General features: G+C 44.2%; 21 protein-coding genes. 11 read left to right on the forward strand and 10 right to left on the reverse strand.

The annotated features are described in order from the left end of the window. Positions 1-40: 40 nt before the first annotated feature. Positions 41-1,216: a thiolase family protein gene (locus JKP82_RS10690; protein ID WP_159530924.1), complete on the reverse strand. Its 1,176-nt coding sequence runs from the start codon at positions 1,214-1,216 to the stop codon at positions 41-43. A 268-nt stretch (positions 1,217-1,484) separates the two neighbouring features. Here JKP82_RS10690 and JKP82_RS10695 point away from each other — a divergent pair, with 268 nt between their 5' ends. The 7 genes from JKP82_RS10695 (at position 1,485) to JKP82_RS10725 (ending at position 9,769) form a co-directional block, all read left to right on the forward strand. After that, positions 1,485-1,892: a MerR family transcriptional regulator gene (locus JKP82_RS10695; RefSeq protein WP_057792458.1), complete on the forward strand. Its 408-nt coding sequence runs from the start codon at positions 1,485-1,487 to the stop codon at positions 1,890-1,892. Next, a complete protein-coding gene (locus JKP82_RS10700; protein WP_159530926.1) occupies positions 1,889-3,058 on the forward strand; it encodes an isovaleryl-CoA dehydrogenase in 1,170 nt (389 codons plus the stop codon). The genes JKP82_RS10695 and JKP82_RS10700 overlap by 4 nt, the downstream gene beginning before the upstream one ends. 87 nt (positions 3,059-3,145) lie before the next feature. Continuing rightward, positions 3,146-4,753 (forward strand): carboxyl transferase domain-containing protein, encoded by a 1,608-nt coding sequence (locus JKP82_RS10705; RefSeq protein WP_218397000.1) that lies wholly within the window; start codon positions 3,146-3,148, stop codon positions 4,751-4,753. Positions 4,754-4,770: 17 nt separating this feature from the next. Then, a complete protein-coding gene (locus tag JKP82_RS10710) occupies positions 4,771-5,565 on the forward strand; it encodes an enoyl-CoA hydratase/isomerase family protein (protein WP_159530930.1) in 795 nt (264 codons plus the stop codon). Continuing rightward, positions 5,562-7,652 carry an acetyl/propionyl/methylcrotonyl-CoA carboxylase subunit alpha gene (locus JKP82_RS10715; protein WP_218397002.1) on the forward strand — a complete coding sequence of 697 codons (2,091 nt, stop codon included), beginning with the start codon at positions 5,562-5,564 and terminating at the stop codon, positions 7,650-7,652. Before JKP82_RS10710 ends, JKP82_RS10715 begins: the two co-directional genes overlap by 4 nt. 14 nt (positions 7,653-7,666) lie before the next feature. Continuing rightward, a complete protein-coding gene (locus JKP82_RS10720) occupies positions 7,667-8,611 on the forward strand; it encodes a hydroxymethylglutaryl-CoA lyase (RefSeq protein WP_159530933.1) in 945 nt (314 codons plus the stop codon). A 177-nt stretch (positions 8,612-8,788) separates the two neighbouring features. Beyond that, entirely contained in the window at positions 8,789-9,769 is a 981-nt protein-coding gene (locus JKP82_RS10725; RefSeq protein WP_218397004.1) for a transposase, read from the forward strand. A gap of 361 nt (positions 9,770-10,130) precedes the next feature. Here the strand turns inward: JKP82_RS10725 and JKP82_RS10730 are convergent, their stop codons facing one another. The 4 genes from JKP82_RS10730 to JKP82_RS10745 form a co-directional block, all read right to left on the reverse strand. Beyond that, positions 10,131-12,764 (reverse strand): EAL domain-containing protein, encoded by a 2,634-nt coding sequence (locus JKP82_RS10730; protein WP_218397006.1) that lies wholly within the window; start codon positions 12,762-12,764, stop codon positions 10,131-10,133. Positions 12,765-12,878: 114 nt separating this feature from the next. Continuing rightward, positions 12,879-14,039, reverse strand: coding sequence for an MFS transporter (locus JKP82_RS10735; RefSeq protein ID WP_218397008.1), 1,161 nt, complete (start codon positions 14,037-14,039; stop codon positions 12,879-12,881). A 571-nt stretch (positions 14,040-14,610) separates the two neighbouring features. Continuing rightward, positions 14,611-15,144: an SRPBCC family protein gene (locus JKP82_RS10740; protein WP_159530941.1), complete on the reverse strand. Its 534-nt coding sequence runs from the start codon at positions 15,142-15,144 to the stop codon at positions 14,611-14,613. A 44-nt stretch (positions 15,145-15,188) separates the two neighbouring features. Further along, positions 15,189-16,160, reverse strand: coding sequence for a nucleoside hydrolase (locus JKP82_RS10745; RefSeq protein WP_159530943.1), 972 nt, complete (start codon positions 16,158-16,160; stop codon positions 15,189-15,191). A gap of 222 nt (positions 16,161-16,382) precedes the next feature. On the opposite strand from JKP82_RS10745, the gene glgC reads away from it, so the two are divergent. Beyond that, complete coding sequence (gene glgC, locus JKP82_RS10750; RefSeq protein WP_159530945.1) at positions 16,383-17,657, forward strand: glucose-1-phosphate adenylyltransferase; 1,275 nt, start codon at positions 16,383-16,385, stop codon at positions 17,655-17,657. Positions 17,658-17,660: 3 nt separating this feature from the next. Here glgC and JKP82_RS10755 read toward each other — a convergent pair whose 3' ends face one another. Then, positions 17,661-18,464 (reverse strand): alpha/beta fold hydrolase, encoded by an 804-nt coding sequence (locus JKP82_RS10755; protein WP_159530947.1) that lies wholly within the window; start codon positions 18,462-18,464, stop codon positions 17,661-17,663. A gap of 122 nt (positions 18,465-18,586) precedes the next feature. Continuing rightward, on the reverse strand, positions 18,587-19,906 hold the full coding sequence (locus JKP82_RS10760) for a spinster family MFS transporter (RefSeq protein WP_126873697.1): 1,320 nt from the start codon (positions 19,904-19,906) through the stop codon (positions 18,587-18,589). A 170-nt stretch (positions 19,907-20,076) separates the two neighbouring features. Here JKP82_RS10760 and JKP82_RS10765 point away from each other — a divergent pair, with 170 nt between their 5' ends. Beyond that, positions 20,077-20,892, forward strand: a complete 816-nt coding sequence (locus JKP82_RS10765) for an acyl-CoA thioesterase (protein ID WP_218397010.1) — start codon at positions 20,077-20,079, stop codon at positions 20,890-20,892. 114 nt (positions 20,893-21,006) lie between these two features. On the opposite strand, the gene JKP82_RS10770 is transcribed toward JKP82_RS10765, so the two are convergent. Next, positions 21,007-21,852, reverse strand: a complete 846-nt coding sequence (locus JKP82_RS10770; RefSeq protein WP_159530951.1) for an HDOD domain-containing protein — start codon at positions 21,850-21,852, stop codon at positions 21,007-21,009. A gap of 362 nt (positions 21,853-22,214) precedes the next feature. Here JKP82_RS10770 and JKP82_RS10775 point away from each other — a divergent pair, with 362 nt between their 5' ends. Next, complete coding sequence (locus JKP82_RS10775) at positions 22,215-23,504, forward strand: glycosyltransferase (RefSeq protein WP_218397137.1); 1,290 nt, start codon at positions 22,215-22,217, stop codon at positions 23,502-23,504. On the opposite strand, the gene JKP82_RS10780 is transcribed toward JKP82_RS10775, so the two are convergent. Then, positions 23,499-23,903 (reverse strand): SufE family protein, encoded by a 405-nt coding sequence (locus JKP82_RS10780; protein WP_218397012.1) that lies wholly within the window; start codon positions 23,901-23,903, stop codon positions 23,499-23,501. The two genes, JKP82_RS10775 and JKP82_RS10780, sit on opposite strands and share 6 nt — an antisense overlap. A 60-nt stretch (positions 23,904-23,963) precedes the next feature. Then, positions 23,964-24,368: a DUF2750 domain-containing protein gene (locus tag JKP82_RS10785; RefSeq protein WP_218397014.1), complete on the reverse strand. Its 405-nt coding sequence runs from the start codon at positions 24,366-24,368 to the stop codon at positions 23,964-23,966. A gap of 265 nt (positions 24,369-24,633) precedes the next feature. Between JKP82_RS10785 and JKP82_RS10790 the strand changes: the two genes are divergently transcribed. Next, positions 24,634-25,311 carry a heme oxygenase-like domain-containing protein gene (locus JKP82_RS10790; protein ID WP_218397015.1) on the forward strand — a complete coding sequence of 226 codons (678 nt, stop codon included), beginning with the start codon at positions 24,634-24,636 and terminating at the stop codon, positions 25,309-25,311. Positions 25,312-25,325: the final 14 nt, after the last annotated feature.

Consider the following 25,325-nt stretch of genomic DNA (forward strand, 5'->3'; position numbering starts at 1 on the left):
TCTAAAAATTATGCTTTTTTTTGACGTCAATCAAGCATGCTTATAGCATTTCAACAGCAAGCGCTACGCCTTCCCCGCCACCAATACATAAAGAGGCAATGCCCTTTTTCGCTTTCTTTTGGTTAAGTGCATGCAGCAAGGTGACCAAAATCCGCGCACCCGACGCACCAATAGGGTGACCAAGCGCACATGCCCCGCCTTTTACATTCACTTTACGCTCGTCTAATCCCAGCTTTTGGATAGCCAACATCGTTACCATGGCAAAAGCTTCATTAATTTCGAATAGGTCGACCTCATCTTTAGACCAGCCAGCTTTTAAGAGCACATTTTCCATCGCTCCAACAGGTGCTACCGTGAAATTTTCTGGCTCAATAGAATGTGTGGCATGCGCTACCACTTTAGCAAGCGGAGTTAATCCCAGCGCGTGCGCTTTAGATTCACTCATAACTAGTAACGCCGCCGCACCATCGGATATAGAGCTAGAGTTTGCCGCGGTTACCGTACCATCCTTTTTAAACGCAGGGCGAAGGGATGGTATCTTTTCTGGCCGCGCAGAACCTGGACCTTCGTCAGTATCAACCACTACATCGCCTTTGCGGCCAGAAATAGTCACGTTCACGATTTCATCTTTAAAACTACCACTGTTAATCGCTTCATGGGCTTTTGAAAGCGAACTAAGCGCGAATTCATCCATTTCAGTTCTGGTAATGTTTTCAGCATCGGCAGTATCTTGAGCAAAACATCCCATCGCCTTGCCATCATAAGCATTCTCAAGACCATCTAACATCATATGGTCGAGTACTTGTCCGTGCCCCATGCGATAGCCTGTTCTTGCTTTTGGCAACATATACGGCGCATTGCTCATACTTTCGAACCCACCAGCTACAACCACTTCAGCACTACCCGCCTTAATTAAATCATGAGCCAGCATTACCGCTTTCAAACCAGAACCACACACCTTATTAATGGTTGTTACGCCAGCACTAAGAGGAAGGCCTGCGCCTAACGATGCCTGACGAGCGGGTGCTTGACCTAAGCCTGCGGGTAAAACGCACCCCATTATAACTTCATCAACTTGGCTAATATCGAATGTATCACATACCGACTTAATGGCAGTGGCACCTAGTTCGGTGGCGGCCACCCCAGACAGACTTCCATTGAAGCCCCCCATTGGTGTGCGCTTCGCTGCTACGATCACTACTGTTTCACTACTCATCACTTGAACTCCTAACCATCTGTAATTTATGGAATAATATTCAACTAACTTTACTTTCGTATAAAAATGTAGACACCCATGTTTAGATAAGCGAACTATCTCACATATGAAAAATTGACGTTAGCAAAATGTTACTTTACCTTAACGTAAAAGGTAATTAACGTTAACGTAAACCTCAATATATATAGTGTCAAGAATCCCTTTTCATTCAGGGATAGTCTTTTTGTAAACAGCATAAGACAACGACATCAGTCCAAAGGTACGTGTTATGAATAACAACGAGAAAGAGTCGGTATTCGCCATAGGTGAACTGGCAAGAGAGTTCGATATAACTCACCGATCCATTCGCTTTTATGAAGAGCAAGGGCTACTTAGCCCCAAGCGTACCGGGCAAAACCGTGTGTATGACAATAAAGATAGAGTGAGATTAATGCTCATTCTTAGAGGGAAACGACTGGGATTTTCCTTAGCAGAAGTAAAAACCCTATTTGAAATGTACGACACCAACGCCAACTCCGCTGTTCAGCTAGGTACTATGTTGGAAATGACCGCACAAAAACGAGCTGTACTTCATCAGCAACTTGAAGATATTCAAAGCCTGATGCAAGAACTCGATGAAGTAGAAGCACGATGCCGTGAAGAGCTAGCGGAATTAGAACAAGGAAAAATTGCATGAATACCTCCTACCCTACATTAAATTTTGATCTTGGCGAAGATATTGATTTGTTACGCGATCAAGTCTTCCAATTTGCACAAAATGAAATTGCCCCGTTAGCAGAAGAAGCCGACGCTAACAACCAATTCCCTAACGCATTATGGCCCAAGCTGGGTGAAATGGGTTTGTTGGGGGTTACGGTTTCAGAGCAATTTGGCGGCGCCGATATGGGTTATTTAGCCCATACCATAGCAATGGAAGAAGTGAGCCGCGCATCAGCGGGTATTGGCCTGAGTTATGGCGCGCATTCTAACTTATGCGTAAACCAGATTTTTAGAAACGGCAACGACGAACAGCGAGAGAAATATCTGCCTAAATTAGTGTCTGGTGAGCACATTGGTGCGTTGGCCATGAGTGAGCCCAATGCAGGTTCAGATGTGGTGAGTATGAAACTACGTGCACAAAAGCGCGGTGATAAGTACATCTTAAACGGCAATAAAATGTGGATCACCAATGGTCCAGACGCCCATACCTTTGTGATTTACGCAAAAACAGACCCACAAGCCGGACCCAAAGGGATCACCGCATTCATTGTAGAACGTGATTTCCCTGGGTTTACCCGTGCACAAAAGCTCGACAAATTAGGCATGCGTTCATCAAACACCTGTGAACTTGTGTTCCAAGACTGTGAAGTACCTGAGGCAAATATTCTGGGTAAAGAAGGTGAAGGCGTACGGGTGCTCATGAGCGGGCTAGATTACGAGCGATTGGTACTGTCTGGAGGCCCCTTGGGCATTATGCAAGCCTGTATGGATGTGGTTGTCCCCTATATTCATGACAGAGAGCAATTCGGTCAGTCTATTGGTCAATTTCAACTTGTTCAGGGCAAAGTTGCCGATATGTATACCCAAATGAACGCGGCAAGAGCGTATGTGTACACCGTTGCAAAATCTTGCGATCGCGGTGATACCACCCGTAAAGACGCCGCTGGTGCCATTTTGTATTCTGCAGAATTAGCCACCAAGATGGCCTTAGACGCTATTCAGCTTTTAGGTGGTAATGGTTACATCAACGAGTATTCCACTGGCAGATTATTAAGAGATGCCAAGTTATATGAAATTGGTGCGGGTACCTCAGAAATTCGCCGGATGCTAATTGGCCGCGAACTGTTTAACGAATCAAAATAATAATTATAACGTGTCAGTTCAGCTTTTTTTGCTCTTAACGAAAGACTGTGCGGCTTATAAGGCTGCACTGAACAATCAGGAGGGGGTATGCCCGTTCTACGTTCAAAGATAAATACAAAATCAGACACCTTTGTTGCCAATGCGCAGCATATGCAAGCACAAGTAAACGACTTGATTGCAAAAATAGAACAAGTTTCATTAGGTGGCGGGGCACAAGCTGCCCAACGCCATCAATCTCGCGGAAAATTACTTCCCCGAGACAGAATTAACGCCTTAATTGACGACAACACGCCCTTTTTGGAAATAGGCCAATTGGCGGCATGGGATGTGTATGACGATTATGTACCCTGCGCGGGCGTAGTAGCGGGGATAGGTTGCGTGGAAGGTATTGAGTGCATGATAGTGGCGAACGATGCCACAGTAAAAGGTGGCAGTTACTATCCGCTTACCGTGAAAAAGCACTTACGCGCACAAACCATTGCCGAAGAAAATAACTTGCCCTGTATTTACTTGGTAGACTCAGGCGGTGCGAACTTGCCCTATCAAGATGAAGTGTTTCCCGACAAAGAACACTTTGGCCGTATTTTCTTTAACCAAGCCAATATGTCGGCAAAGAATATTCCACAAATTGCTGTGGTGATGGGTTCATGCACAGCTGGCGGTGCCTACGTGCCCGCCATGGCAGATGAGAGCATAATTGTAAAAGAGCAAGCCACCATCTTTTTAGGTGGACCACCACTAGTGAAAGCAGCGACAGGTGAAGTGGTAACTGCCGAAGAGCTTGGCGGCGGTGACGTGCATACCCGAATTTCAGGGGTAGCAGACCAATTAGCCAATAACGATCATCACGCACTATCTCTTGCAAGAAATGCAGTTTCTAGGCTTAACCGTACCAAACATGTTGCTTTAGATGTGGCAGAGCCAACCCCCCCTCGTTTTGATGCCAAAGAAATTTACGGCATTGTGCCTGCCGATTCAAAGCAAACTTACGATGTGCGAGAAATTATCGCTCGGGTAGTAGATGATTCAGACTTTGATGAATTTAAACCCTTATACGGCACTACGTTAGTGTGTGGATTTGCGCGCATCTTCGGCTATCCGGTGGGCATCATCGGCAATAACGGCATTTTATTCGGCGAAAGCGCGCTAAAAGGCGCACACTTTGTTGAGTTGTGTGCAATGCGTAAAATTCCCCTCGTATTTTTACAAAACATCACTGGTTTCATGGTGGGTAAACAGTACGAACATGGCGGGATAGCTAAACACGGCGCCAAGATGGTTACTGCCGTTGCGTGTGCCCAAGTCCCTAAAATTACCGTATTAATTGGCGGTAGTTTTGGTGCAGGAAACTACGGGATGTGCGGCCGTGGATACGATCCCAGGTTCTTATTTATGTGGCCAAATGCTCGCATATCGGTAATGGGCGGCGAACAAGCCGCTGGCGTACTAGCTCAAGTAAAGCGGGATCAAAAAGAACGTGCAGGTGAAGCCTGGACCGACGAACAAGAGCACGCCATCAAACAACCGGTTATCGACACCTACGAGAAACAAGGACATCCATATTATGCTTCAGCCAGATTATGGGATGACGGCGTTATCGACCCTGCTGATACCCGCACAGTGTTAGGCCTATCGTTATCTGCAGCATTAAATCAACCTATACCCGACACCCGCTTCGGTGTCTTTCGCATGTAGTTTGAGGGGAATTTATTATGGAACAAGCAGTTACTTATCATGTAGACGAAAGAAACGTTGCCCTTATTACGCTAAACCGCGCTGACAAGCACAATGCATTCAACGATGACATGATTGCCACGTTAACCAACCTATTTACGCGCGCTGGCAACGACAGCAGCGTTCGCGCCGTTGTTTTACAAGGCGAAGGAAAGAGCTTCAGTGCTGGTGCCGACTTAGAGTGGATGAAGCGCATGGCGCAGTACGATGAAGCTAAAAATCACACCGATGCGATGGCGCTAGCCACCATGTTGCACACTTTGTACACCTTGCCGAAGCCCACAATTGCTCGCGTGCAAGGGGCTGCATTTGGCGGTGCGGTAGGTCTTATCGCTTGCTGCGATATTGCCATTGGTAGCAAGTTAAGTAAGTTTTGTTTAAGCGAAGTAAAAATAGGCTTAATTCCCGCCACTATCAGCCCTTACGTGATAGAAGCCATGGGCGCACGGGTATGCAGACGTTATTTTCAAACCGCAGAAGTCTTTTCTGCTCGCCGAGCCCGGAGGCTAGGACTGCTTAGCGAGGCTGTGACCGAAGATGAACTTGATAGCACAATAGACGATATTGTCACCCAAATTTTAAAAAACGGACCCGTGGCGGTATCGCAAGCCAAAGCCTTAGTGCAACAGGTTGCCAATGCTCCTATTAATGCCGAATTGCTTGATGAAACAAGCAAGCAAATTGCCAAAATAAGAACCTCGCAAGAAGGACAAGAAGGCTTAGGGGCTTTCATCGAAAAACGCCCCCCAGCGTGGCAGGAGAAACGATCATGATTAAAAAACTACTTATTGCTAATCGCGGCGAAATTGCATGTCGCGTGATGCGTACAGCTAAAGCTATGGGTATTCAAACAGTGGCGGTTTATTCAGACGCTGATGCAAATGCCTTACACGTTTTACAGGCGGATGAAGCGGTTTATTTAGGCCCTGCCCCCTCTAAAGATAGCTATTTGCGCGGTACCGCAATTATTGAATACGCCAAAAAGCTTGATGTAGATGCCATTCATCCTGGCTATGGTTTTTTATCTGAAAATGCCGATTTTGCTAAGGCATGTGCCGCGCACGATATTATATTTGTAGGCCCACCCGCGTCTGCCATAGAAGCCATGGGATCTAAATCTGCGGCCAAGAAAATTATGGAAGGTGCTGGCGTGCCTTTGGTGCCAGGTTATCACGGAGATGATCAAGATGAGGCTACCTTAAAGCAAGCCAGTGATGCTATGGGCTATCCTGTGTTGCTTAAAGCTGCTGCCGGTGGTGGTGGTAAAGGTATGCGTCAGGTGTGGAAAGAAAGCGAGTTTTCGGCGGCGCTAAGTGCAGCGAAAAGAGAGTCGATGGCAAGCTTTGGCGATGAGCATATGCTAGTTGAAAAGTACCTCACTCGCCCTCGCCATGTTGAGATACAAGTTTTCTGTGACACCCATGGTAACGGCGTGTATCTATTTGAACGTGACTGCTCTGTACAGCGTCGTCATCAAAAAGTCATAGAAGAAGCACCTGCTCCTAATTTTCCTGCCAATATTCGGCAGCAAATGGGCGAAGCGGCCCTTCAAGCAGCAAAAGCGATTAATTATGTAGGTGCGGGAACCGTTGAGTTCTTGTATGACGAAGACGGCTCGTTCTATTTCATGGAAATGAATACCCGCTTGCAAGTAGAGCACCCTGTTACGGAAATGATTACCGGTGAAGACTTGGTTCGCTGGCAGCTTGATGTCGCAGAAGGAAAAACCCTGCCCAAGACCCAATCAGAATTAACGCTAACGGGACACGCATTCGAAGCGCGCATCTACGCGGAAGATCCCAACAATGATTTTCTGCCCGCCAGCGGCACGCTCTCGCTTATCAAGACACCCATGTTAGCAAGCCCGGCTTCCTATCAAAACAGCCAGTCGCTAAACAAGACACCCACGTTATCTAGCCAAGGCTCAGCAAGTAAAGTCCGTATCGATACCGGCGTGCAGCAAGGTGACGACATTAGTGTTTATTACGACCCGATGATATCTAAACTCGTTGTATGGGGTGAGGACAGGGAATCTGCATTAAAACAATTAGTTAGCGCACTAAAGCAATACCATATTGACGGCGTAACCACGAATATTGATTTCCTTATCGACGTGGCGTCGAGTACACCGTTCAGTAACGCAGAACTAACCACAACTTTTATTGATAAACACGCTGACATCCTGTTCAGCAGCCAGAGTAAATCAGCTGTTGCTGAGCTTCCTGCTATTGCACTACTAACTGTACTTTCACGCAATCAAGATGCGGCGAACGATGGACTCCCCTCACCTTGGGGGGTTGTTGGCGCATGGCGCCCCAACATGGAATATCAAGAATCCCTCTCCGTTATAGTGAATGATGCACTCCACTCGCTCACAATAAGGCACGTTACCAAATCAGGTAACACACTGAATCAAAAGGGTACTTTTCTTAAGGTGAGCACGGATAGCGAAAGCTTTGAAGCAACTGGTTATCTTGTTGGTGATAAGTTAATTGCCTCTGTAGATGGTGTAGGGCGTACCTATCATTTCTCGAACAATGAAGGGCAATTTGGCTTATTTGGTCAAGATTCGAACTGTCATTTCAAGGTGGTAACGCCTGATATAGGAGATGACGATGACAATCAAAATGGTGCGAGTTTAGATGCACCAATGAATGGTACCGTGGTGGCTCATTTGGTTGAGGTTGGTGCTAGCGTTACAAAAGATGCGCCGCTACTTATTATGGAAGCAATGAAGATGGAACACAGTATTGCTGCACCTTGCGACGGTGTGGTACGTGGCTATTTTTATCAACCTGGTGAGTTAGTAGATGGCGGCTCAGTGTTGATTGATTTTGATCCTGAGCCGAAAGGTGAATGAGTGTGGAAACCGTTATGAAGACACCCATTGCAAATTCGACAACTAAGCAAACGACTCACTTTCCCTCGAAAGTGAGTATCGTGGAAGTTGGTGCCCGTGACGGGTTACAAAACGAAAAGGCGATTCTTAGCGCTAAAGACAAAATACACCTCGTTAATTTGCTTAGCGCAAGTGGATTAAAACGTATTGAAGCGGGCAGCTTCGTTTCCCCAAAATGGGTTCCTCAAATGGCAGATTCTGACGCAGTTTTCAATGGAATTAGCCGAGCTAAAGAAGTTATCTATTCTGCGTTAACTCCTAACCTGAAGGGATTCGAAGCAGCATTGTCTGTTGGCGCTGATGAAGTTGCTATATTTGGTGCTGCGTCCGAATCTTTTTCTCAAAAAAATATAAACTGCTCAATCAGTGAAAGCTTGAAAAGATTTGAGCCTGTCATTGCGGCCGCAAACACGCATAAAATCCCAGTCAGGGGCTACGTATCTTGTGTGATGGGCTGCCCTTATGAAGGAGAAATTTCTAGCGAGGCGGTAGCACTGGTATCCAAGGCATTACGTGATATGGGTTGCTATGAAATTTCACTTGGTGACACCATAGGAACCGGTACTCCTGCGTCTACAACTCGTTTACTCGAGCAAGTTTGCCAACACGTGCCTGTTGCCGACTTAGCCGTTCACTTTCACGACACCTATGGTCAAGCACTAGTTAATATCTACACCGCATTGCAGTACGGTATAGCGAGCATAGATAGCGCTGTGGCAGGACTTGGGGGATGTCCTTATGCTAAAGGCGCGAGCGGAAACGTGGCGACGGAAGACGTTCTATATATGCTTAATGGACTTGGAATCGAAACTGATGTGAGTATGGATAAGCTGCTTGTTGCTACTGAATTCATCTCTTCTTTATTAGGCAGAAAACCAGTGTCTAAGGTAGCTAATGCATTGCTTGCCAAGATAAATTAGATTCACTTTCTTCGGCATTTAGCGCTACCAAGACACCCATCGCTGGCAACGTCACTACCAGCAAGCCATCCTTCGTAAAATAAAGGGGCAATTCAATTAATTCACGCCTAAAATACAGGTTCATCAATTTTCATTGATTGCTAGCATGGTGATATACGAATTTACTGGATATTGACCGTGCCGCAATCAAGAAGCAGCCAAATCAGTCTTGCAGATACTCCTTACTATCATTGTGTTTCTCGCTGCGTTAGACAATGCTACCTGTGCGGCATTGATCAGCATTCTGGCAAAAGTTTCGAACATCGAAGAGGCTGGGTAGAGCGCCGATTATTAGAGTTAGTATCGGTGTATTCCATTGATATTTGTGCTTATGCGGTAATGAGTAATCACGTCCATGTAGTCCTGCATGTTGACAAAAAAAGCGCACATACCTGGAGCCAGGAAGAAGTACTAACCAAGTGGCACCGTATTCATAAAGGCACCCTGCTCACTCAAAGGTTCCTTAAAGGTGAGCCCCTCTCGGAAGCCGAAATACAAGCAGTAACCGATACTGCTGAAATTTACCGTGGGCGTCTGTATGACATTAGTTGGTTTATGCGAAATCTAAATGAGTTTATTGCTAGGGCGGCAAATACAGAAGACGAGTGCACGGGGCGATTTTGGGAGGGAAGATTTAAATCTCAAGCTTTGTTGAATGAAAGCGCCCTCCTTTCCTGTATGGCCTATGTAGACTTAAACCCCGTTAGAGCCAAGGTTGCGACCACGCCTGAAAACGCTAGGTACACCAGTATTTACTCACGAATACAGGCAATGAAGTGCAATTCGAATACTTCTGAATTGCTACCGTTTACAGGGGAGTGTAAACAACACGACTCCAAACTATTACCCATTGGCCTAACCGATTACCTTGAACTCGTCGATACAATGGGAAGAATCATTCGTGATGACAAACCAGGTTACATCAATAGCAATTACGCCCCGATATTGTCTAGATTAGGGATAAAACAGATTCACTGGCAGACGCTTACCACTAGCTTCGAAAAGTTATTTAGTTATGCAGCTGGGTGTGAAGTCACAATGAGGAGGTTTAAGCAAAATACCAATCGGCAGCGAGCAAGAGGAATAAAGAACGCAAAATTGCTTTCCAACGCAAGCTAGTTACCATCTTTTGTCCGCGGATATGAGTTAAATGGCAAAAAATCCCCTTTGTTGACTCAGCAGCCCTTTATCGTCAAAAGTTAATTCGTAGCCCTACTTTAGTTGTTACACTACGGCCTTATTATTCCTTTTCAAACTGTCTAAGTAACCTCATCGCATCTATAAATAATCGCCAAGCTAAATGCTTGGTAGATTTTAAACTTCTGCTCGGCTAACAGAACTAACGAGACACCCACTGTATTTCCTTGAGCAGGGTTGAGATTAAACCTGTATTAGGGTGGGTGTCCTGTTAAGCTGTTAACGGTTAACCCTAATAAGATGGGTGTCTTGATAACTCTTATAATGCCTGAGAATTCTGGATTCAAGCAGGTTCTCGATTATCACTTAAAGCCAACCACGACTCATTAGCTTCCCAGGTAGTTAGCCATAGAGAAACTTGATTAGCGGCCATAGGCTTGGCAATGCCATAGCCTTGCGCTAACACACACCCCAAGCGGATAAGGGCAACGCCGTGCTCAACTGACTCTACGCCTTCCGCAATCACTTCTCGTTTAAATGCTTTTGCTAATCCCACCACACCTTCAACAATCGCTAAGTCATCAGTGTCATCTAACATGTCTCGCACAAAGCTTTGGTCAATTTTAATTAAGTAAGCTGGCAAACGTTTTAGATAAGTAAGTGATGAGTAACCAGTACCAAAATCATCTAAAGCAAAGCTCACCCCTAAATCGTGACACGCATTCATTGTTGAAGATACCTGAAAGGTATCTTGCAGTGCACTGGTTTCCAGAATTTCTAGCTCTAAATAGCCTGGATCTACGTCAGGATGTGCCGCTAAAAGTGTTTCTAGTCGAGAAGTGAAGTTGTCCTGCTGCAATTGATGTGCACTAATATTCACACTTACGGGTAATGAAATACCGCGTTTCTGCCAGTGCGATATTTGTGTTAAAGCGGCATCAATAACCCACTCTCCAACTTCCAAGCTGATACCGTGCCCTTCAATAACTGGCAAAAATTCGAGCGGTGGAATTAAGCCGCTTTCAGGGTGCTCCCAGCGGAGCAAAGCTTCTACACCAATCACTTCACCAGAGCTCATATTCACCTTCGGTTGGTAGTGTAAAACAAACTCTTTGCGATCCAACGCAACGCGTACATTATCAATGCTCTTGTTATAGGTATTAATCGCGTTATCTTGCTCTAAATCGAACTGGTGATATCGGTTCTTACCCCCCTGTTTTGCAATATACATGGCATGGTCTGCGTGGCGTATTAACTGATCCGCATCGACGTTATCTTGAGGGAAAACAGTCACACCAATACTGGCCGACACTTGCATAACCGCATCGGCAATATTGACTGGTGCAGAGGCAGATTTAAGAAGTCGATTTAAGACATGCTCACAATCACTAAACTCATCCAAGTTAACCATAATAATAATGAATTCGTCACCGCCAATACGTGCAATTGTATCTCCCGCTCTTAAACTAGCTTTTAAGCCATTGGAGACTTCAACCAAAAACTGATCACCGATGTTGTGCCCGTAATTATCATTAATCGCTTTAAATCCATCTAAATCCATAAATGCGACGGCCAGTGAATTTTGTTGTAACTGACTGTGCTTAATGGCTTGATTAAGGCGCTTGGCAAGTAACACTCTGTTAGGTAAGTTGGTCAACAGATCATAATGCGCTATTCGTTCTAACTTACCTTCATTGAGCTTAATTTCTGATATGTCAGTTGAGAGTGACACATAATGTTGCACCTGCCCTTCCGAGTCTTTGACGGCGCTGATTGTGACCATTTCAGGATAAACTTCACCATCCTTACGACAATTCCAAATCTCACCTCTCCAGTGCCCATCAGTATTAAGCGTATTCCACATGTTTTTATAAAACTGCGCGCTGTGGCGTCCAGACTGAAGAATTTTAGGGTTCTTCCCTAGCACTTCCGATTTACTGTAGCCTGTAATGCGGCAAAGTGTATCGTTCACTTCAATAATGATGGCGGAAGCGTCTGTGATAATAATGCCTTCGTTCGCATGAGTGAAAACGCTGGCAGCACGCTTTAATGTCTCTTCGGAACGATTTTTTTCGATGGCAATACTCGCTAAACTGGCAGTTTGTTCAATTAACGCAAGATCAGAATCAGATGGGCAATTAATACTGGAGTGATAAATAGCGAAAGTACCAAGTACTGCGCCTTGAGTAGAACGAATGGGTTCAGACCAACAAGCGCCTAAATTAGCGCTAAACGCTAAGTCTTTAAAATCTTTCCAATAAGGATGGGTTTGTATATCTGCAACAATAACACGTTCGTTAATAAACGCCGCTGTGCCACAAGAACCCACGCCCATACCTATCTCTACGCCATCAATAGCATCGGTATAAAATTTAGGAAGACTATTTCCGGTTCCGTTGCGCAGATGCCCCCCTGAATCCTCGAGGATTAAGATGCTGCACATCATTTCTGGGTTATTAAGCTCAACCACGCTGACAATGGCATCTAGCACCTTTTTTAGAGGTTCTCCGCTGGTAATGAGTTCTAATACTTCACTGCGCGTTGTTTCCCTTAACTCATTCTGCCTGCGTTTGGTAACGTCTCGGATAACACCAACAATAAATCGTCTATTATTGCGGTCTACAAATCGGCTCAGTTTAGCAAGTACTACCCTTGCTTTGTCACCCTTGCCCTGCAGGGTTTGCTCAATGACTTTATCTTCTCCGGTATCAATTACATGCTGATCGCTGTGCGCCAACTTCACCAATTCTTGTGGGTAGATTGTATCTGAGAAGGTTTTTCCAATGAGTTTTTTTCGAGAAACGTTTACAAGCTCACAAAAGGCGTTGTTAGCAACTAAAAGCTTACCCTCCCCGTCTTTAATAAATACAGGGTCAACTGATATGTCCAAAAACGCATTAAGATAACCCTCCAATTCCTCAGGATCTTTTACTGGCAATACTGCCGGGCCATTATTTTCTTGTTGTTTATAAGACATATTTGAAACCAAACTTGATTACTAGAGCCACGTTCGCCCAATATCGACTGATATATGAATTGGGTTTCAGAAATGTAATCACGGTAATTTGCACGGCTTCGACCTCCTATTGTCTTATTTTTCTTTTGGTAACATAAGCGTAGTACAAATCGCCATAGTGAGCATTGCAGCCATAATGTACACCACTGAAAAGTCTATAAATGACGATATAATCGCGTAGAAACCACCAAAGCCAAGTAAAATAAGGCCTATAGCTGTGTTTGAAAAACCGACTAATTCAGTCCTGTCTTGCCCATCTTTAATATCTAAACTGTAAGTTTTTCGCCCTGTTCGCACGCCTGCATGAGCAATAGAAAGAATAAAAAACAACCCTGCAGACATCCACAAATTTTCAGGCTTCATAGCAAGTAAGCCAACACAGGCAATTAATGCCAAGGCTCCTGACAATTGAAGGGTGAATCGAGCGCTTTTATCTGCAATTTTTCCCCAAAGAAACGAAGAAAGCATAGATGCTAAGGCTTGTGCAGCAAGATAAAACGGAAGCAAAGATTTTGCGCTTTGTACACTTTCCAACATGAAGTACGGCGCGACTAGCGCAGAGTGAACAAACAGTCCCCTCACAAAAACGAACCGATATACTGTGTTGTCAAAACGCCAATTAAACAACGATTTATTTTTAGATTCTTCTATTTCAACATGGGTTTTTATTGAAAACATTAAAAATAGCGTGACACAAAATGCAAGCGCTGATGACGCTAGCAAAATGTAAAGTGAATAGCCTTCAAGCTCTTTTTCAAAATACACCAAAGGCACTGCTGCGCACAATGTCATCACACCAGACGCTGTGGATGCTAACCCGACCAACCTGCCTCGTTCCCCTTTTTGACTGACATCTGCTTCCATGTCTTTTACGGTAAGAGAGCTCGCAGAGCGGCCTAAACTTAGAAATACAAGTGAAGCGAGTATTATTAGCCCAGCCAAAGAACCTTCGGTGACAAGTGCAGCAGCTAACATGGTACATATGGCCGATATCTGTACGGCCATACCCAACCGCCAAACGTGGTGCCTAGCGCTTTTATTACGTAGATACACACCAATTAGGGCTTGTGGTAACAATGCGCCAGATTCGCGAATTGGCACCAACCACATCACCATCCAGCTAGGAGCCCCCAAAGAGATTAGTAGTGCAGGTAGTGTAGTTTTTGCAGACGCCAGTAAGTCGGCCAATTTATTGAAAGCTAGGCCGACAATTAGACGACGTTTATTTCCCAGCATGTCCTTCCCTAAGGTAATTTTACAAAATCACAAACGCTTCTAACCAGCAAGCCTGCCACAGCTCATTTAAGAGTTACTTAATGGACTTTATACTAAAAACCCTCAGAACTCGATCATGCAGCAATTAAGCGCACTATATCGTACTAACACACTGAACAATCTTAACAATTAGGCCAATTTAAAACCTAAAAGCTTATCGAGACACCCATCGTAAACTAACTGTCCCACCAACCTGTTTAAGTAAGATCGCTAGGGTTCCATCAGCGCTTCATATCCTATTCATAACACTACCATGGGTGTCTCGATAACGTCATAATCATGGGTGTCTCTTTAACTCTTTTAAGACAACCTAAACATGGGTGTCTTTGTAAACAATAAATGCTTCTTAACATGGGTGTCTCGATAACGCCAATAACACCATCTAGCAACACCAGAGAAGTATTTTGAATTTATATCGCCCAAAATGAAAAAAGCCAAGTTCGCTTTGGAACATATCCATAAAAGCAAACTCGGCTTGGTCTGTAGTGAAAATCATTGCCGCTTCTGCACTAAGCAAAAGCGTGGCTAGTTTTTAGCCTTTATTCTCAACAACGGTTTTCAAATTTTCTAATCCCATTTCAAAATCTGGGCCTATCATGCCGTCCATCATGAGTACAAAATAGCGATTGATGATATTGTTACCTACATCACCAGAGTCAACCCACGTCACTTTGGTAGCCTCACCTGCAGGCGATATTACCAATGAACCTGTCGAACCCATTTCCCAATCAGGAAAAGCCAATGAGTAAACGACCTTTTTATTGTGTTCTAAATCGGTAATTTTCATTTCCCCATTGCCTTCCGTCACGCTTTTCCAAGATGACATCATTCCAATAGCTCTATCTGGCCCAGAGTAATCAATTTCCATACTAGGGTCGCGTTGAAACCAAACGCCCCAGTTTTGCCACGCCCGTAAATCGACGACATCGGGATAAATTTCTTCAGGTTGCGCATTGATTAAAATACTTCTTTCAACTTTGTATTGCTTTGGAAGGAATAGCCCAACCACGACAACCAAAGCAATCAGTACGCCCACACCTAAAACTATCTTCTTTAAAACTGCCATCTAAAACTCCATGATAATCACATAGGACTAGAAATATATAACAATTATTTAACAAATGGCACTGGTGATTGACAAAATTCTCCGCTCAAATAATACAGCACCATTTCCCGGACGTAATCAGCATCAACACTAGCCACCCAAGAAATTCGACTCCCTGCATTCTCACACGGGAAGGTTTGACCAGCATTCGGCGTCGTTGTACTTACCGCAACCTGACCGGTTTCAATACTTAGCTTGTCTTCTGGCAATGCTAAAATACAGGTAGAAAGAATATCCCATAAAAAATACGTAAACTCATAAGATGGAATAGACGTTACCGTAGACGCCCAGAATTGACCAGACAGGTCTGAGACTGGCGTATTTTTTACAGCAAGTTGCTGTAAAAAATCCCAACTAACTGGCAAATCGTTGGTGGCATCTAAAGGTACCAATATCAGGTTAACGCCACTATCTACCAGTACTTTGGTGGCTTTAGGATCCCAATATGCATTCCATTCTGCAGAGCCGTCATGATCATGCATAGCCACATTACCTTTAACCTTCACGGCACCTCCCATCCACACTGCCTTCCGCACTTTATCGACTAGGTCTGGATTTTGGGTAAACGCGGCGGCTAAATTGGTAGCTGGGCCTGTCATTAATACAGTAACTGGCGACGCAGCATTTGTTAACGCACTTTGTATCCATTCATGAGCGGCCTTGCTTTCCACCTTCACTTCATCGTGAGGGGTACGCAACATCGTAGGTGTAGCATGGCACATTTTAGGCTGAGCGCGCCATTCAGGCGGAAATGGATTTGGACCAGTTAACTGCCCTACACTCACGGGAATATGGGTATTGCCCGTTAACGTAAGAATTTTGCGAGTACTCAGTAATGCATCATCGGGGTAGCAGTCGGCTGGCGTAATGGTGACACCTACCACATTTATATTAGGCAAACGCAGCAAAAGTAATAGCGATAATAAATCGTCGATACCACCATCGTGGTCAAAAATAACTGGGGTAGTAGAAGACATAAAAAATCCCTTAAGATAATTATAACGTTTTTTTTACATTGTTCAGTAAAACGCCGTGGCTTTATATTTATTCTTGTGTAATATGAAGTTAGGTTATCATAAAACCTAATTTTCAAGGGCAATATTCTACTTACAACGCCCTAGTGCAATCGGTATGAATTATGGTTTTTACACATTCATCGACACCGGAAGATTGTGTCTCAAAAAATGGAGAACGAGGACATGGCAGATAACAGTTCACGCTATATTAGTAATCTGACTCGCGATACCTATGCACTGATATTAGCTGGAGGACGAGGCTCACGTTTGCATGAACTAACAACATGGCGTGCAAAACCTGCACTCTATTTTGGCGGTAAGTTTAGGATTATTGATTTCCCGCTGTCGAATTGTATTAATTCAGGCATTAGACGTGTTGGTGTAGTAACCCAATACAAGTCGCATTCATTGATAAGACATTTAGTACGCGGTTGGGGGCACTTCAAAAAGGAACTTGGCGAGTCAGTAGAAATACTACCCGCTTCTCAGCGATTCTCAGATAGTTGGTACGAAGGTACCGCCGATGCAGTATTCCAAAATATCGACATTATTCGAGACGAACTCCCCAAGTACGTAATGATTTTATCTGGCGACCATATCTATCGTATGGATTACGGTACTATGCTAGCTCGTCATGTTGAAAGTGGCGCTAAAATGACGGTGTCATGTATGTCGGTCCCTATCGAAGAAGCGGCTGGGGCATTTGGCGTGATGTCGGTAGATGAAAATTTCCGTATTAACGGTTTTGCAGAGAAACCTGAAAACCCTGCTCCATTGCCTGGCGATGATAGCCGATGCCTAGCGTCAATGGGTAACTATGTTTTCGATACTGAGTTTCTTTTCGAACAATTACGAAGAGACGCTGAAACCTCTGGCTCACAGCGTGATTTTGGTAAAGACATTATTCCGTCAATAATCAAAGATCACCCCGTGTATGCGTTTGAATTTGAAAGCACCGGTGGTGGCGATGCCTATTGGCGCGATGTAGGTACCATTGATTCATTTTGGGAAGCCAATATGGAGATGGTGGCGCCCGTTCCACAGCTTAATTTGTACGATCAAAAGTGGCCCATCTGGACCTACCAAGAACAATTGCCACCTGCAAAATTTGTGTGGGAAGACCACGACAGACGCGGTGAAGCGATTAATTCGGTTGTGTCTGGCGGCTGTATTATTTCTGGTTCAACCCTTCGCGGCACAATTTGCTTCTCGAACGTAAGAGTGCACTCGTACGGGCTTATAGAAGATGCCGTAATTTTGCCTGATGTTGAAATTATGCGTAATTGTAAGCTAAGAAAAGTGTTGCTTGATAGAGGTTGCGTTATTCCAGAAGGTACCGTCATCGGCTACAACCATGATGATGATAGAGCACGAGGATTCCGTGTTTCTGAAAAAGGCGTGGTGTTAGTTACACGAGAAATGCTAGGCCAACCTGTTGGCGGCCTATCCCCGAACTAAAGGTTAGTTATTCCATTTTGAAATGGTGGTTGAAATCAATTCAGCCACTGCTTCTGGGTGTTCTAAAGGGAACATATGCCCACCATTGAATTCAGTATGATCAATGTTGTTATGTTGAATTAACCTTTCGTACATAGCCGGTCTGCACACCTCGCCATCTTTAGCCGTTACCAGCAAAGCTGGGCACTTCAACTTGCCTTTATACTTACCTAAATTATGCGGTACATTGCGAAATAGCGATGCTTCAACCTCGGCTTTAAATGTTAGCGATGTCAGCTCACCTTTAGTGTGGGTTACATGCTTTACATAATCACGAATACACCGCTTATCCATATTACGAAACAACGCTTTTCCTTGAAAATACGCTTCCATATCAATATGAGATGGCCATTGCGTATTTCGCGTTTCAGCTAGCTTTGCTGGGGTTAATTTATTAATTAACGGCGTCTTCTTTGCAAAGCGAAAAAAGTAACTCATGGGCCCCATCACTAACGGAGGGTCAAGCATGATAAGCCCTCGGAACAAGCTGGGCTCCTCGCAGGCTGCCATGTATGAAATCACCGCACCAAAAGAATGCCCTACCGCATAAACACCTCTACTGTCGGTGTTTTCGGCTTTTACGTGTTTAATAAGCTCATTAACTTGATTGCGCCAATTCGCATTTACTGGCAATTGAGGGTCGTGACCAAACCTGTCGACATGAAGACGGTGAAAATTCTCAGGTAATGAAGAAAAAAGCGCGTTATAACTACCAGCAGGAAATCCATTTGCATGCGCAAAGTGAAAACTAATATCGGTTTTCGACAATGAAATACTCCTTCATGAAAAGCGATGTCAAAGCTACAATTAGCAATAGCAAAGAAAGAAAAGTAAGGGCTGGTAAACCAGCCCTTTATCAAAACAACATGTTATTTATGAAGAAGATAGTACTACAGCCCTCTCGACTCTGCCATCTCCCAATCTTTAACAATTTTAGTACTGGTCCATAAGAACACGATAATAGAAAGCGCATAAGGCACAATCAAATACAGTAAAGACTGACGAAGGGCTTCAACTTCGCCCAATGAAGGCACTAACGCCTGGCTAATAATACCGGTAATCGTTGGCCCGCCGCCCAATGCAATTATGTTCAATACAAAGAAAAACAATGCAGTAGACATAGCACGAACATTAATAGGTGCAAGGGTTTGCGCCATGGCAAAGCTTGGGCCTAAATAGGAACCACTGGTAAACAACAAGAATGTCATTAAGCCTACCGACAACCATAAGTCGTTAACTTGAAGCGAGAAATACAACGCTGGTACACCTATAATTAGCGCAATAGCAGGTAACAACGCATACGCTTTCTTATTTTGTTTACCCCACCTATCGGCAATATAACCACCAAGCCACACGCCTAATGCATAAGCAGAACCATTGATAATACCGAACGCAATAAGCAACTGGGTAATATCTAGCCCTGCAAAGGCACGTACATAATAATCGATGATCCAAGTCGAAATGGCGTAGTTACCGAACGAGCCAAAGGAAATACCTAACGCCATGCCCCACCACGTTGGAATCTTCAATAAGGTTTTAAGTGAAGCTGAAACACTGGGCTTTTCAGCGTCATCCGTTTGTACTGACTCGGTACGTTTTGGCTCTTTCACCGTAAACTTCAGCAATAGTGCTAATATTACACCCGGTAAACCCACACTTATCATTACGGTACGCCAATCAGCAGAACCGCCTTGTAAGAAAAATGCAGAAGCAAAGAATGCCAACATCACGCCAAATGGAATACCCAATGAGTACACCGCCAATGCGCCCGCACGCTTTTCTTTAGGAAATAGGTCGGAAATAATACTGTGTGAAGGTGGGCTGCCCCCTGCTTCACCAATACCTACACCAATTCTGGCCAGTGCCAGCTGAGTGTAGTTCATGGCAAGCCCTGAGGCGGCGGTAAAGCCACTCCATAGGGTAAGCGAGATAGCAATGATATTCACACGACTATACCGATCGGCAAGCCACGCTATAGGGATGCCCACCACAGTATAAAGAATGGCGAAATAAACGCCCTTTAATAAGCCTAACTGTGCGTCATCTAAACCCAAATCAGCTTTAATGAATGGAGAAAGGATACCTATGATCTGTCTATCAATAAAATTAAATGCATAAACCAGCGTTAGTATCACTAACACGTAGTTTCTGTAGGCGCGGGATGTATCCGCTTTCTCTACTGGTGCCGTTTGAACCTGACTATGGGCCATATCATTCCCTTTAAATTCAATGAAAACTCAGTCTACGCGGCAGGTTAAAAGATTGACAACTTATTGTTAGTTATTTGTAAATATAAAAAGGAATGTTAGCCTAGGCTTTCTGTTAGCTTGAGCTTAAGGTAGGATATCAGCACCCTTACTCATCAGACCAGACAAACAGCATGACGGTAGACGAGCTTTTAACTCTTTCTTCTTTAGAGGCACTTTCTGAAAATCACTGGAAAGTAGATAACCTCATTATTCCCAGTATTTGGGCGCAAGGGCGTACAGCATTCGGCGGCATCTCAGCAGGCATGGCGTACAGCGCTATTCGTCAAAAAGTCAGTGACGAACGGGTGCTACGTTCATTCACAACGAACTTTGTGGGCCCCCTTTCGCCAGATACGCCATTTTCGATTGAAGTGACCTTATTGCGTGAGGGCAAAAACGTATCTCAATATACCGCCCATGCAAAGCAAAATGGGAAAAGTTGCGTGTTCGTGCAAGCCTGCTTTGGTATTGGCAGAAAATCAGGCATTAAGGTAGAAAACCAAGACACCCATGACATGCCTGCCCCCACCAAAGGTAAATTCATACCACAAATTCCAAAGGTAACCCCTAAGTTTTTACGTCATTTCGATTTAGCTATCGATAAGGGTGGCATCCCTTTCACCCGTAAAAAGAGCAGTGTTTACCATGGGCACATGCGTTTTAAAAAACCACCCGCGCAGATAACCGATGCACACATCATTACCATGATTGATGCTTGGCCGCCCACGCTGTTACAAATGATGAAGTTACCTGCCCCTGCCAGTACCGTTAGTTGGAATCTGGAGTTTATCCATCCGCATAAGCAGGTAGACCCTACAGACTGGTTTGCTTACCAAGCACATACCCGTCAGGCAGAAGATGGCTATGGGCATACTGAAGCGACTATTTGGGATAAAGACAATGAAGTTATTGCGATCAGTCGCCAAACCGTGGCAATTTTTGACTAATTAGGCAATGAGCATTTAAACAAGGTGCTTGGCAGAGAAGTTTTTAGCTAAAAGGCACTGAAAAAACGAGAGCATAAAAAGGGCGTACTGCATAAAAGAGTACGCCCTTTTTCGTTAATAAAGCATAAACGCGTTAGGGTTGAACAAGGAAATAACTGAAATACACTGCAGGTTAGTAATATCCAATGCATCTTCTAAATCGTCGCGATTTAGCGATAAACTCTCATGTAACTCAGGTTTTAAGTTATTGTAGCTAGGATAAATTTCTGAATTCACGTTATCTAAAGCCAACACGTATGACAACTGCAAAATCTGCTCTTCAACATCAGAAGTGTTGCTGTTGTCGCCGTGTATATTTGAAATAGGCTTATAAATTGTTTCAGGGATACCCCACTCTTTGATGATCCCCGCAGACACGTTCGTAAATGTGTACCCCATCACCCCAGCTTGCAGTTCAGCAGGGCTTACTCTTGCGTTAAACGCCTGACAACGTTTCGCGCTATCTGGCAACATAGCCAATACAACCAACTCACCAATATTATGAAGTAAGCCCGCAACAAATAAGCGTTCCGGCTCTCTGATATTTCGCATTTCAGCAAAGTATTTTGCTAATAGACCACAAGAAACACTTTGCTCCCAAAATTTATCTAAGTCGATAACTTGGCCATCTACCTCTTTGAAAGCTTGGCTAACACCAAAAGCAAGTGCTAGGTCGTAAGTAGAGCGCGTACCTACTACTTGTAGCGCTTTAGTGATGGTATCTATTTTATTAGGGAAACGGTATAACGCTGAATTTGCCACTCTTAAAAGCTGTGTGGCTAACGAAGGGTCAAAAGAGATGATATCAGCGATATCATCAATATTAGATGCTCCGTCATCCATGCAAGCTTTTAAACGCGTCACAGAGTCAGGTAGCACGAACAACGTACTCGCGTTACTAATAATATCTTGTAGGGTCATTTAGGTATACGCTCCTGATATAACCTACTCTATTTAGAAGAGGGTATTTCGCAATCAAGCCTTAAAATAAAAACGGTAACTATAAAACATGATTGGCTTTTTCACTACTAGCTTCATTATAGCGCGATTATTTAGCCTAGCTAATCAGAATTCATTAACTTTCGTATAGTATGCGATAAATTACCTTACATTTTATTCAGTCCCAATAGGGGTTCCCCCTTAAAAGCAGAAGGTTTTAAGCACTTTTATCCGCGATAGAGTTTCATTTTCTTTATTTCCTGCTGTGCTACTATTTCGCGCTTTACACATTTAAGCACAGGTAACTAATGTCAGAGGGAATGTCAGGAGGAATGTCACAAGGCATAATGCAGGTTGTAGTCATTGGCTACGTGTGGCCTGAACCCAATTCCTCCGCCGCTGGTCAAAATATGCTGGCCTTAATTAAACAGTTTCTAAGCTACGGCCATAACGTTACTTTTATGACCGCGGCAACAGACAGTATTCATAAAGCTGATCTAGATAACCTAGGCGTAAGCAGTGAAGCGGTTGCACTCAATTGCAGTAGCTTTAATGAACGAATTGCCAAACTATCGCCTGATATCGTTATTTTCGACCGATACATGACCGAAGAGCAATTTTCTTGGCGAGTAAAAGACACATGCCCTTCTGCTATTCGTATTTTAAACACCGAAGATTTACACAGTTTGCGGCAAGCCAGACACGACGCCGTTAAAGCACAAGATAAGACACTAAGGGCATCCAAAGAAGCTTCCGGGTCTCCTCTTTTAGCGCACATAGCCAGTGCCGCGAAAGAGGCCGACTACAATTCGCCTTTGGCTCAGCGGGAAATTGCCGCCATATTACGTTGCGACCTTACTTTGGTCATTTCTCGCACCGAGTACGCACTACTTACCGACCATTATCAGGTTCCCAAAAAACAGCTTTATTACCATCCTCTTAATGTAGCGCCAATAAATGATAAATCACCAAACTTTGATGAACGCACCGACATTGTCACCATTGGTAATTTTCGTCATGCGCCAAATTGGGATGCAGTATTACAGCTCAAGCAAACCGTTTGGCCTGCTATAAAAAAGGTGCTCCCTCAAGCAAATTTACATATTTATGGTGCCTATCCGCCCAAAAAAGCCACGCAGTTGCATAACCCCAAGAATGGGTTTTACCTTGATGGCTGGGCTGAAAATGCACACGATGTTATTGCTAACGCACGGCTGCTCATTGCACCGCTGCGCTTTGGTGCTGGTATTAAAGGTAAAATACTAGAAGCCATGCGATGTGAAACCCCTACCCTGACAACTTGGGTAGGTGCGGAGGGTATTGCCGAAACAGCACACCATGCTACATGGGGAGGGGCAATTTGCAATACCCCAGAAGAGTTCGCGAAACACGCCGCTAGACTTTACAGCAGCGAAGAGGACTGGTCGTCAGCAAGTAAGTTAGGGCTAACGTTGTTTAACGCTTTTGAAGGTGCCAAAGAGAATGAAACCTTAAGCGAACGGGTTGCCATTATAGCTACAGATGTAGATGCATATCGCAAGACCTTGTTTCTGCAAGGGCTGCTATGGCATCAAACCTTGAATGCGAGTAAATACATGTCGCAGTGGATTGAAGCTAAAAACCAAAACTTATAGCGTATTTAAGCGGCGCAATACACTTAAAATACCATTGCCTCTAGACTGGCTTAAATGGCGCTGCAAATTACACGCGTTCATGTATTGCTCAAAATCGTACGCCTTTCTTTGTTCATCTGAAAGGCTATTTGCTTTTTCTAGTAGTACCGCCAGCACGCCGCGAATAATTTTACTGGGTGAGTAAGCCGCAATTACAAGGTCGCCCGTGTTTTGTGCAGGCGTACACGCTACCCATACTTTACTTTCACAACCCGGTACCAATGAGTCTTCAGTGCGTGCCGACTCTGGTAAAGCCAACAGCTGCTTGCCAGCCAGCATAATGGCGCGAGTGGCGCCATCCCACCCTTTTGCCGCAGCCACGGTTTGCCCTAGCGGCAACAGTTGCGTAAATTCTGTCATCGTTGTGGGGTTACAGCGTTGTAATTCATATCAACATCTTCAGAAAGCTGAGTCCAACAGCTAGGCACTAGCATCTGCGCTAAATTCGGCGCTTAGCTCTTCTGCTGTCATTACTAAGTTTTCGGCATCGGCAGAAGTAGGAAACATTACCAATTCCACCCCATTTTTAGTGAGGCCAGGTAACCAAGTCTCGGTAAACTCATTAAACGGCACTGCCACGCAAGTACCCGTAATGTGGTTGTCGTCTAACCATGCCTGCGCTAAGTTTTTGTGAGGAAATACTGGCAATCGAGTAATGTCGTTGTCTTCCAGCATGACAAAGCCTTCTGTACCTTGGATTAGCCAAATTTCTTTCGCTTTGGGTACGTAGCTGATCACTAGCATTTGTCGGTCTTCAGCAGACAAACTTTTCGCTTGTGCTAGCACAGTATCGTTTAGTGTCGCGGTTACAGTATCTGGAAACACAAAAAATTACCTTATAGTTAAGAGGCGCCAAGTATACCCTTTGCAAGCAGCCCCGCCAAATACCAAAGTCTCTTTAATCTTATAAATTCAAGTTGAAAACATCTCCTGCGACTAATATTATTGCGAGCAAATATATGTCACCTTATCTTGAGTTTTAAGCTGGGTTTCATAATGCACTCCACATGCTTCTTGTACATTAGCAATCTATATTCACGGTAGTAAATTACATCTGCCTTTTATTAAAAAACGCAAAGCTTAAAACTTCATGCAAAACCTATTTAGCGATTTAAAGATAAAAACCCACAGTAAACATGACGAACTAGAGCACAGCGTACCCTTTGCACTTTTTCATAATATGATGGGGCTAAATGGCAGTGAAAAACACGAAAATCATTCAGAAAATTACCACCGCGTACTTTATGTAATGCGAGAATTTCATCAGCACTGCAAGTTAGTCATTAACCACGCTATTGAAAAGTACCCTACACTTAAGCCACTTGCAGAGCAGTTTGAAGCCCAACAAGTGCTAACAGCACTTGATAACGATTTGGCACGGTTAAGTTCAACCGACGCTAAGCGAACCACAGAATTAGAAACGGTAAGCTTCCCCAGTTTTGAAACATCACTATCTGCCACAATTTCTGCAATGTATGTGTGGTTAGGTTCATCGATGGGCGCCAATATTATTAGCCGTAGACTTGAAAAGGCAGACTACGGTTTTCCTACGCATTACTATCAAACTATGGCAAAACAGGCCAAGGCTTGGCCCGAATTCAAGCAAGAAGTAGCACGTTTATTACCCGCAATGATTGAGGGTAACCAGGTTGAAAGCCAGAATTGCGAAACGTTAAGTGTGGCTATCATTAATGATGCTAATCTTTGGTTTGATCATCTTATTTTGTTAGGAAAAAGCACAACTTTGCCCCCACAGACATTAAGTTAAACCAAGCATTCTGT

It is taken from the genome of Alteromonas lipotrueae (genome assembly GCF_019249215.1).
GTDB lineage: Bacteria > Pseudomonadota > Gammaproteobacteria > Enterobacterales > Alteromonadaceae > Alteromonas > Alteromonas lipotrueae.

Excerpts from the sequence above, each read along its gene's own strand:
- JKP82_RS10690 (WP_159530924.1), bottom strand. The coding sequence starts at position 1,216 with ATGAGTAGTGAAACAGTAGTGATCGTAGCAGCGAAGCGCACACCAATG.
- JKP82_RS10695 (WP_057792458.1), top strand. The coding sequence starts at position 1,485 with ATGAATAACAACGAGAAAGAGTCGGTATTCGCCATAGGTGAACTGGCA.
- JKP82_RS10700 (WP_159530926.1), top strand. The coding sequence starts at position 1,889 with ATGAATACCTCCTACCCTACATTAAATTTTGATCTTGGCGAAGATATT.
- JKP82_RS10705 (WP_218397000.1), top strand. The coding sequence starts at position 3,146 with ATGCCCGTTCTACGTTCAAAGATAAATACAAAATCAGACACCTTTGTT.
- JKP82_RS10710 (WP_159530930.1), top strand. The coding sequence starts at position 4,771 with ATGGAACAAGCAGTTACTTATCATGTAGACGAAAGAAACGTTGCCCTT.
- JKP82_RS10715 (WP_218397002.1), top strand. The coding sequence starts at position 5,562 with ATGATTAAAAAACTACTTATTGCTAATCGCGGCGAAATTGCATGTCGC.
- JKP82_RS10720 (WP_159530933.1), top strand. The coding sequence starts at position 7,667 with ATGAAGACACCCATTGCAAATTCGACAACTAAGCAAACGACTCACTTT.
- JKP82_RS10730 (WP_218397006.1), bottom strand. The coding sequence starts at position 12,764 with ATGTCTTATAAACAACAAGAAAATAATGGCCCGGCAGTATTGCCAGTA.
- JKP82_RS10735 (WP_218397008.1), bottom strand. The coding sequence starts at position 14,039 with ATGCTGGGAAATAAACGTCGTCTAATTGTCGGCCTAGCTTTCAATAAA.
- JKP82_RS10740 (WP_159530941.1), bottom strand. The coding sequence starts at position 15,144 with ATGGCAGTTTTAAAGAAGATAGTTTTAGGTGTGGGCGTACTGATTGCT.
- JKP82_RS10745 (WP_159530943.1), bottom strand. The coding sequence starts at position 16,160 with ATGTCTTCTACTACCCCAGTTATTTTTGACCACGATGGTGGTATCGAC.
- glgC (WP_159530945.1), top strand. The coding sequence starts at position 16,383 with ATGGCAGATAACAGTTCACGCTATATTAGTAATCTGACTCGCGATACC.
- JKP82_RS10760 (WP_126873697.1), bottom strand. The coding sequence starts at position 19,906 with ATGGCCCATAGTCAGGTTCAAACGGCACCAGTAGAGAAAGCGGATACA.
- JKP82_RS10765 (WP_218397010.1), top strand. The coding sequence starts at position 20,077 with ATGACGGTAGACGAGCTTTTAACTCTTTCTTCTTTAGAGGCACTTTCT.
- JKP82_RS10770 (WP_159530951.1), bottom strand. The coding sequence starts at position 21,852 with ATGACCCTACAAGATATTATTAGTAACGCGAGTACGTTGTTCGTGCTA.
- JKP82_RS10780 (WP_218397012.1), bottom strand. The coding sequence starts at position 23,903 with ATGACAGAATTTACGCAACTGTTGCCGCTAGGGCAAACCGTGGCTGCG.
- JKP82_RS10790 (WP_218397015.1), top strand. The coding sequence starts at position 24,634 with ATGCAAAACCTATTTAGCGATTTAAAGATAAAAACCCACAGTAAACAT.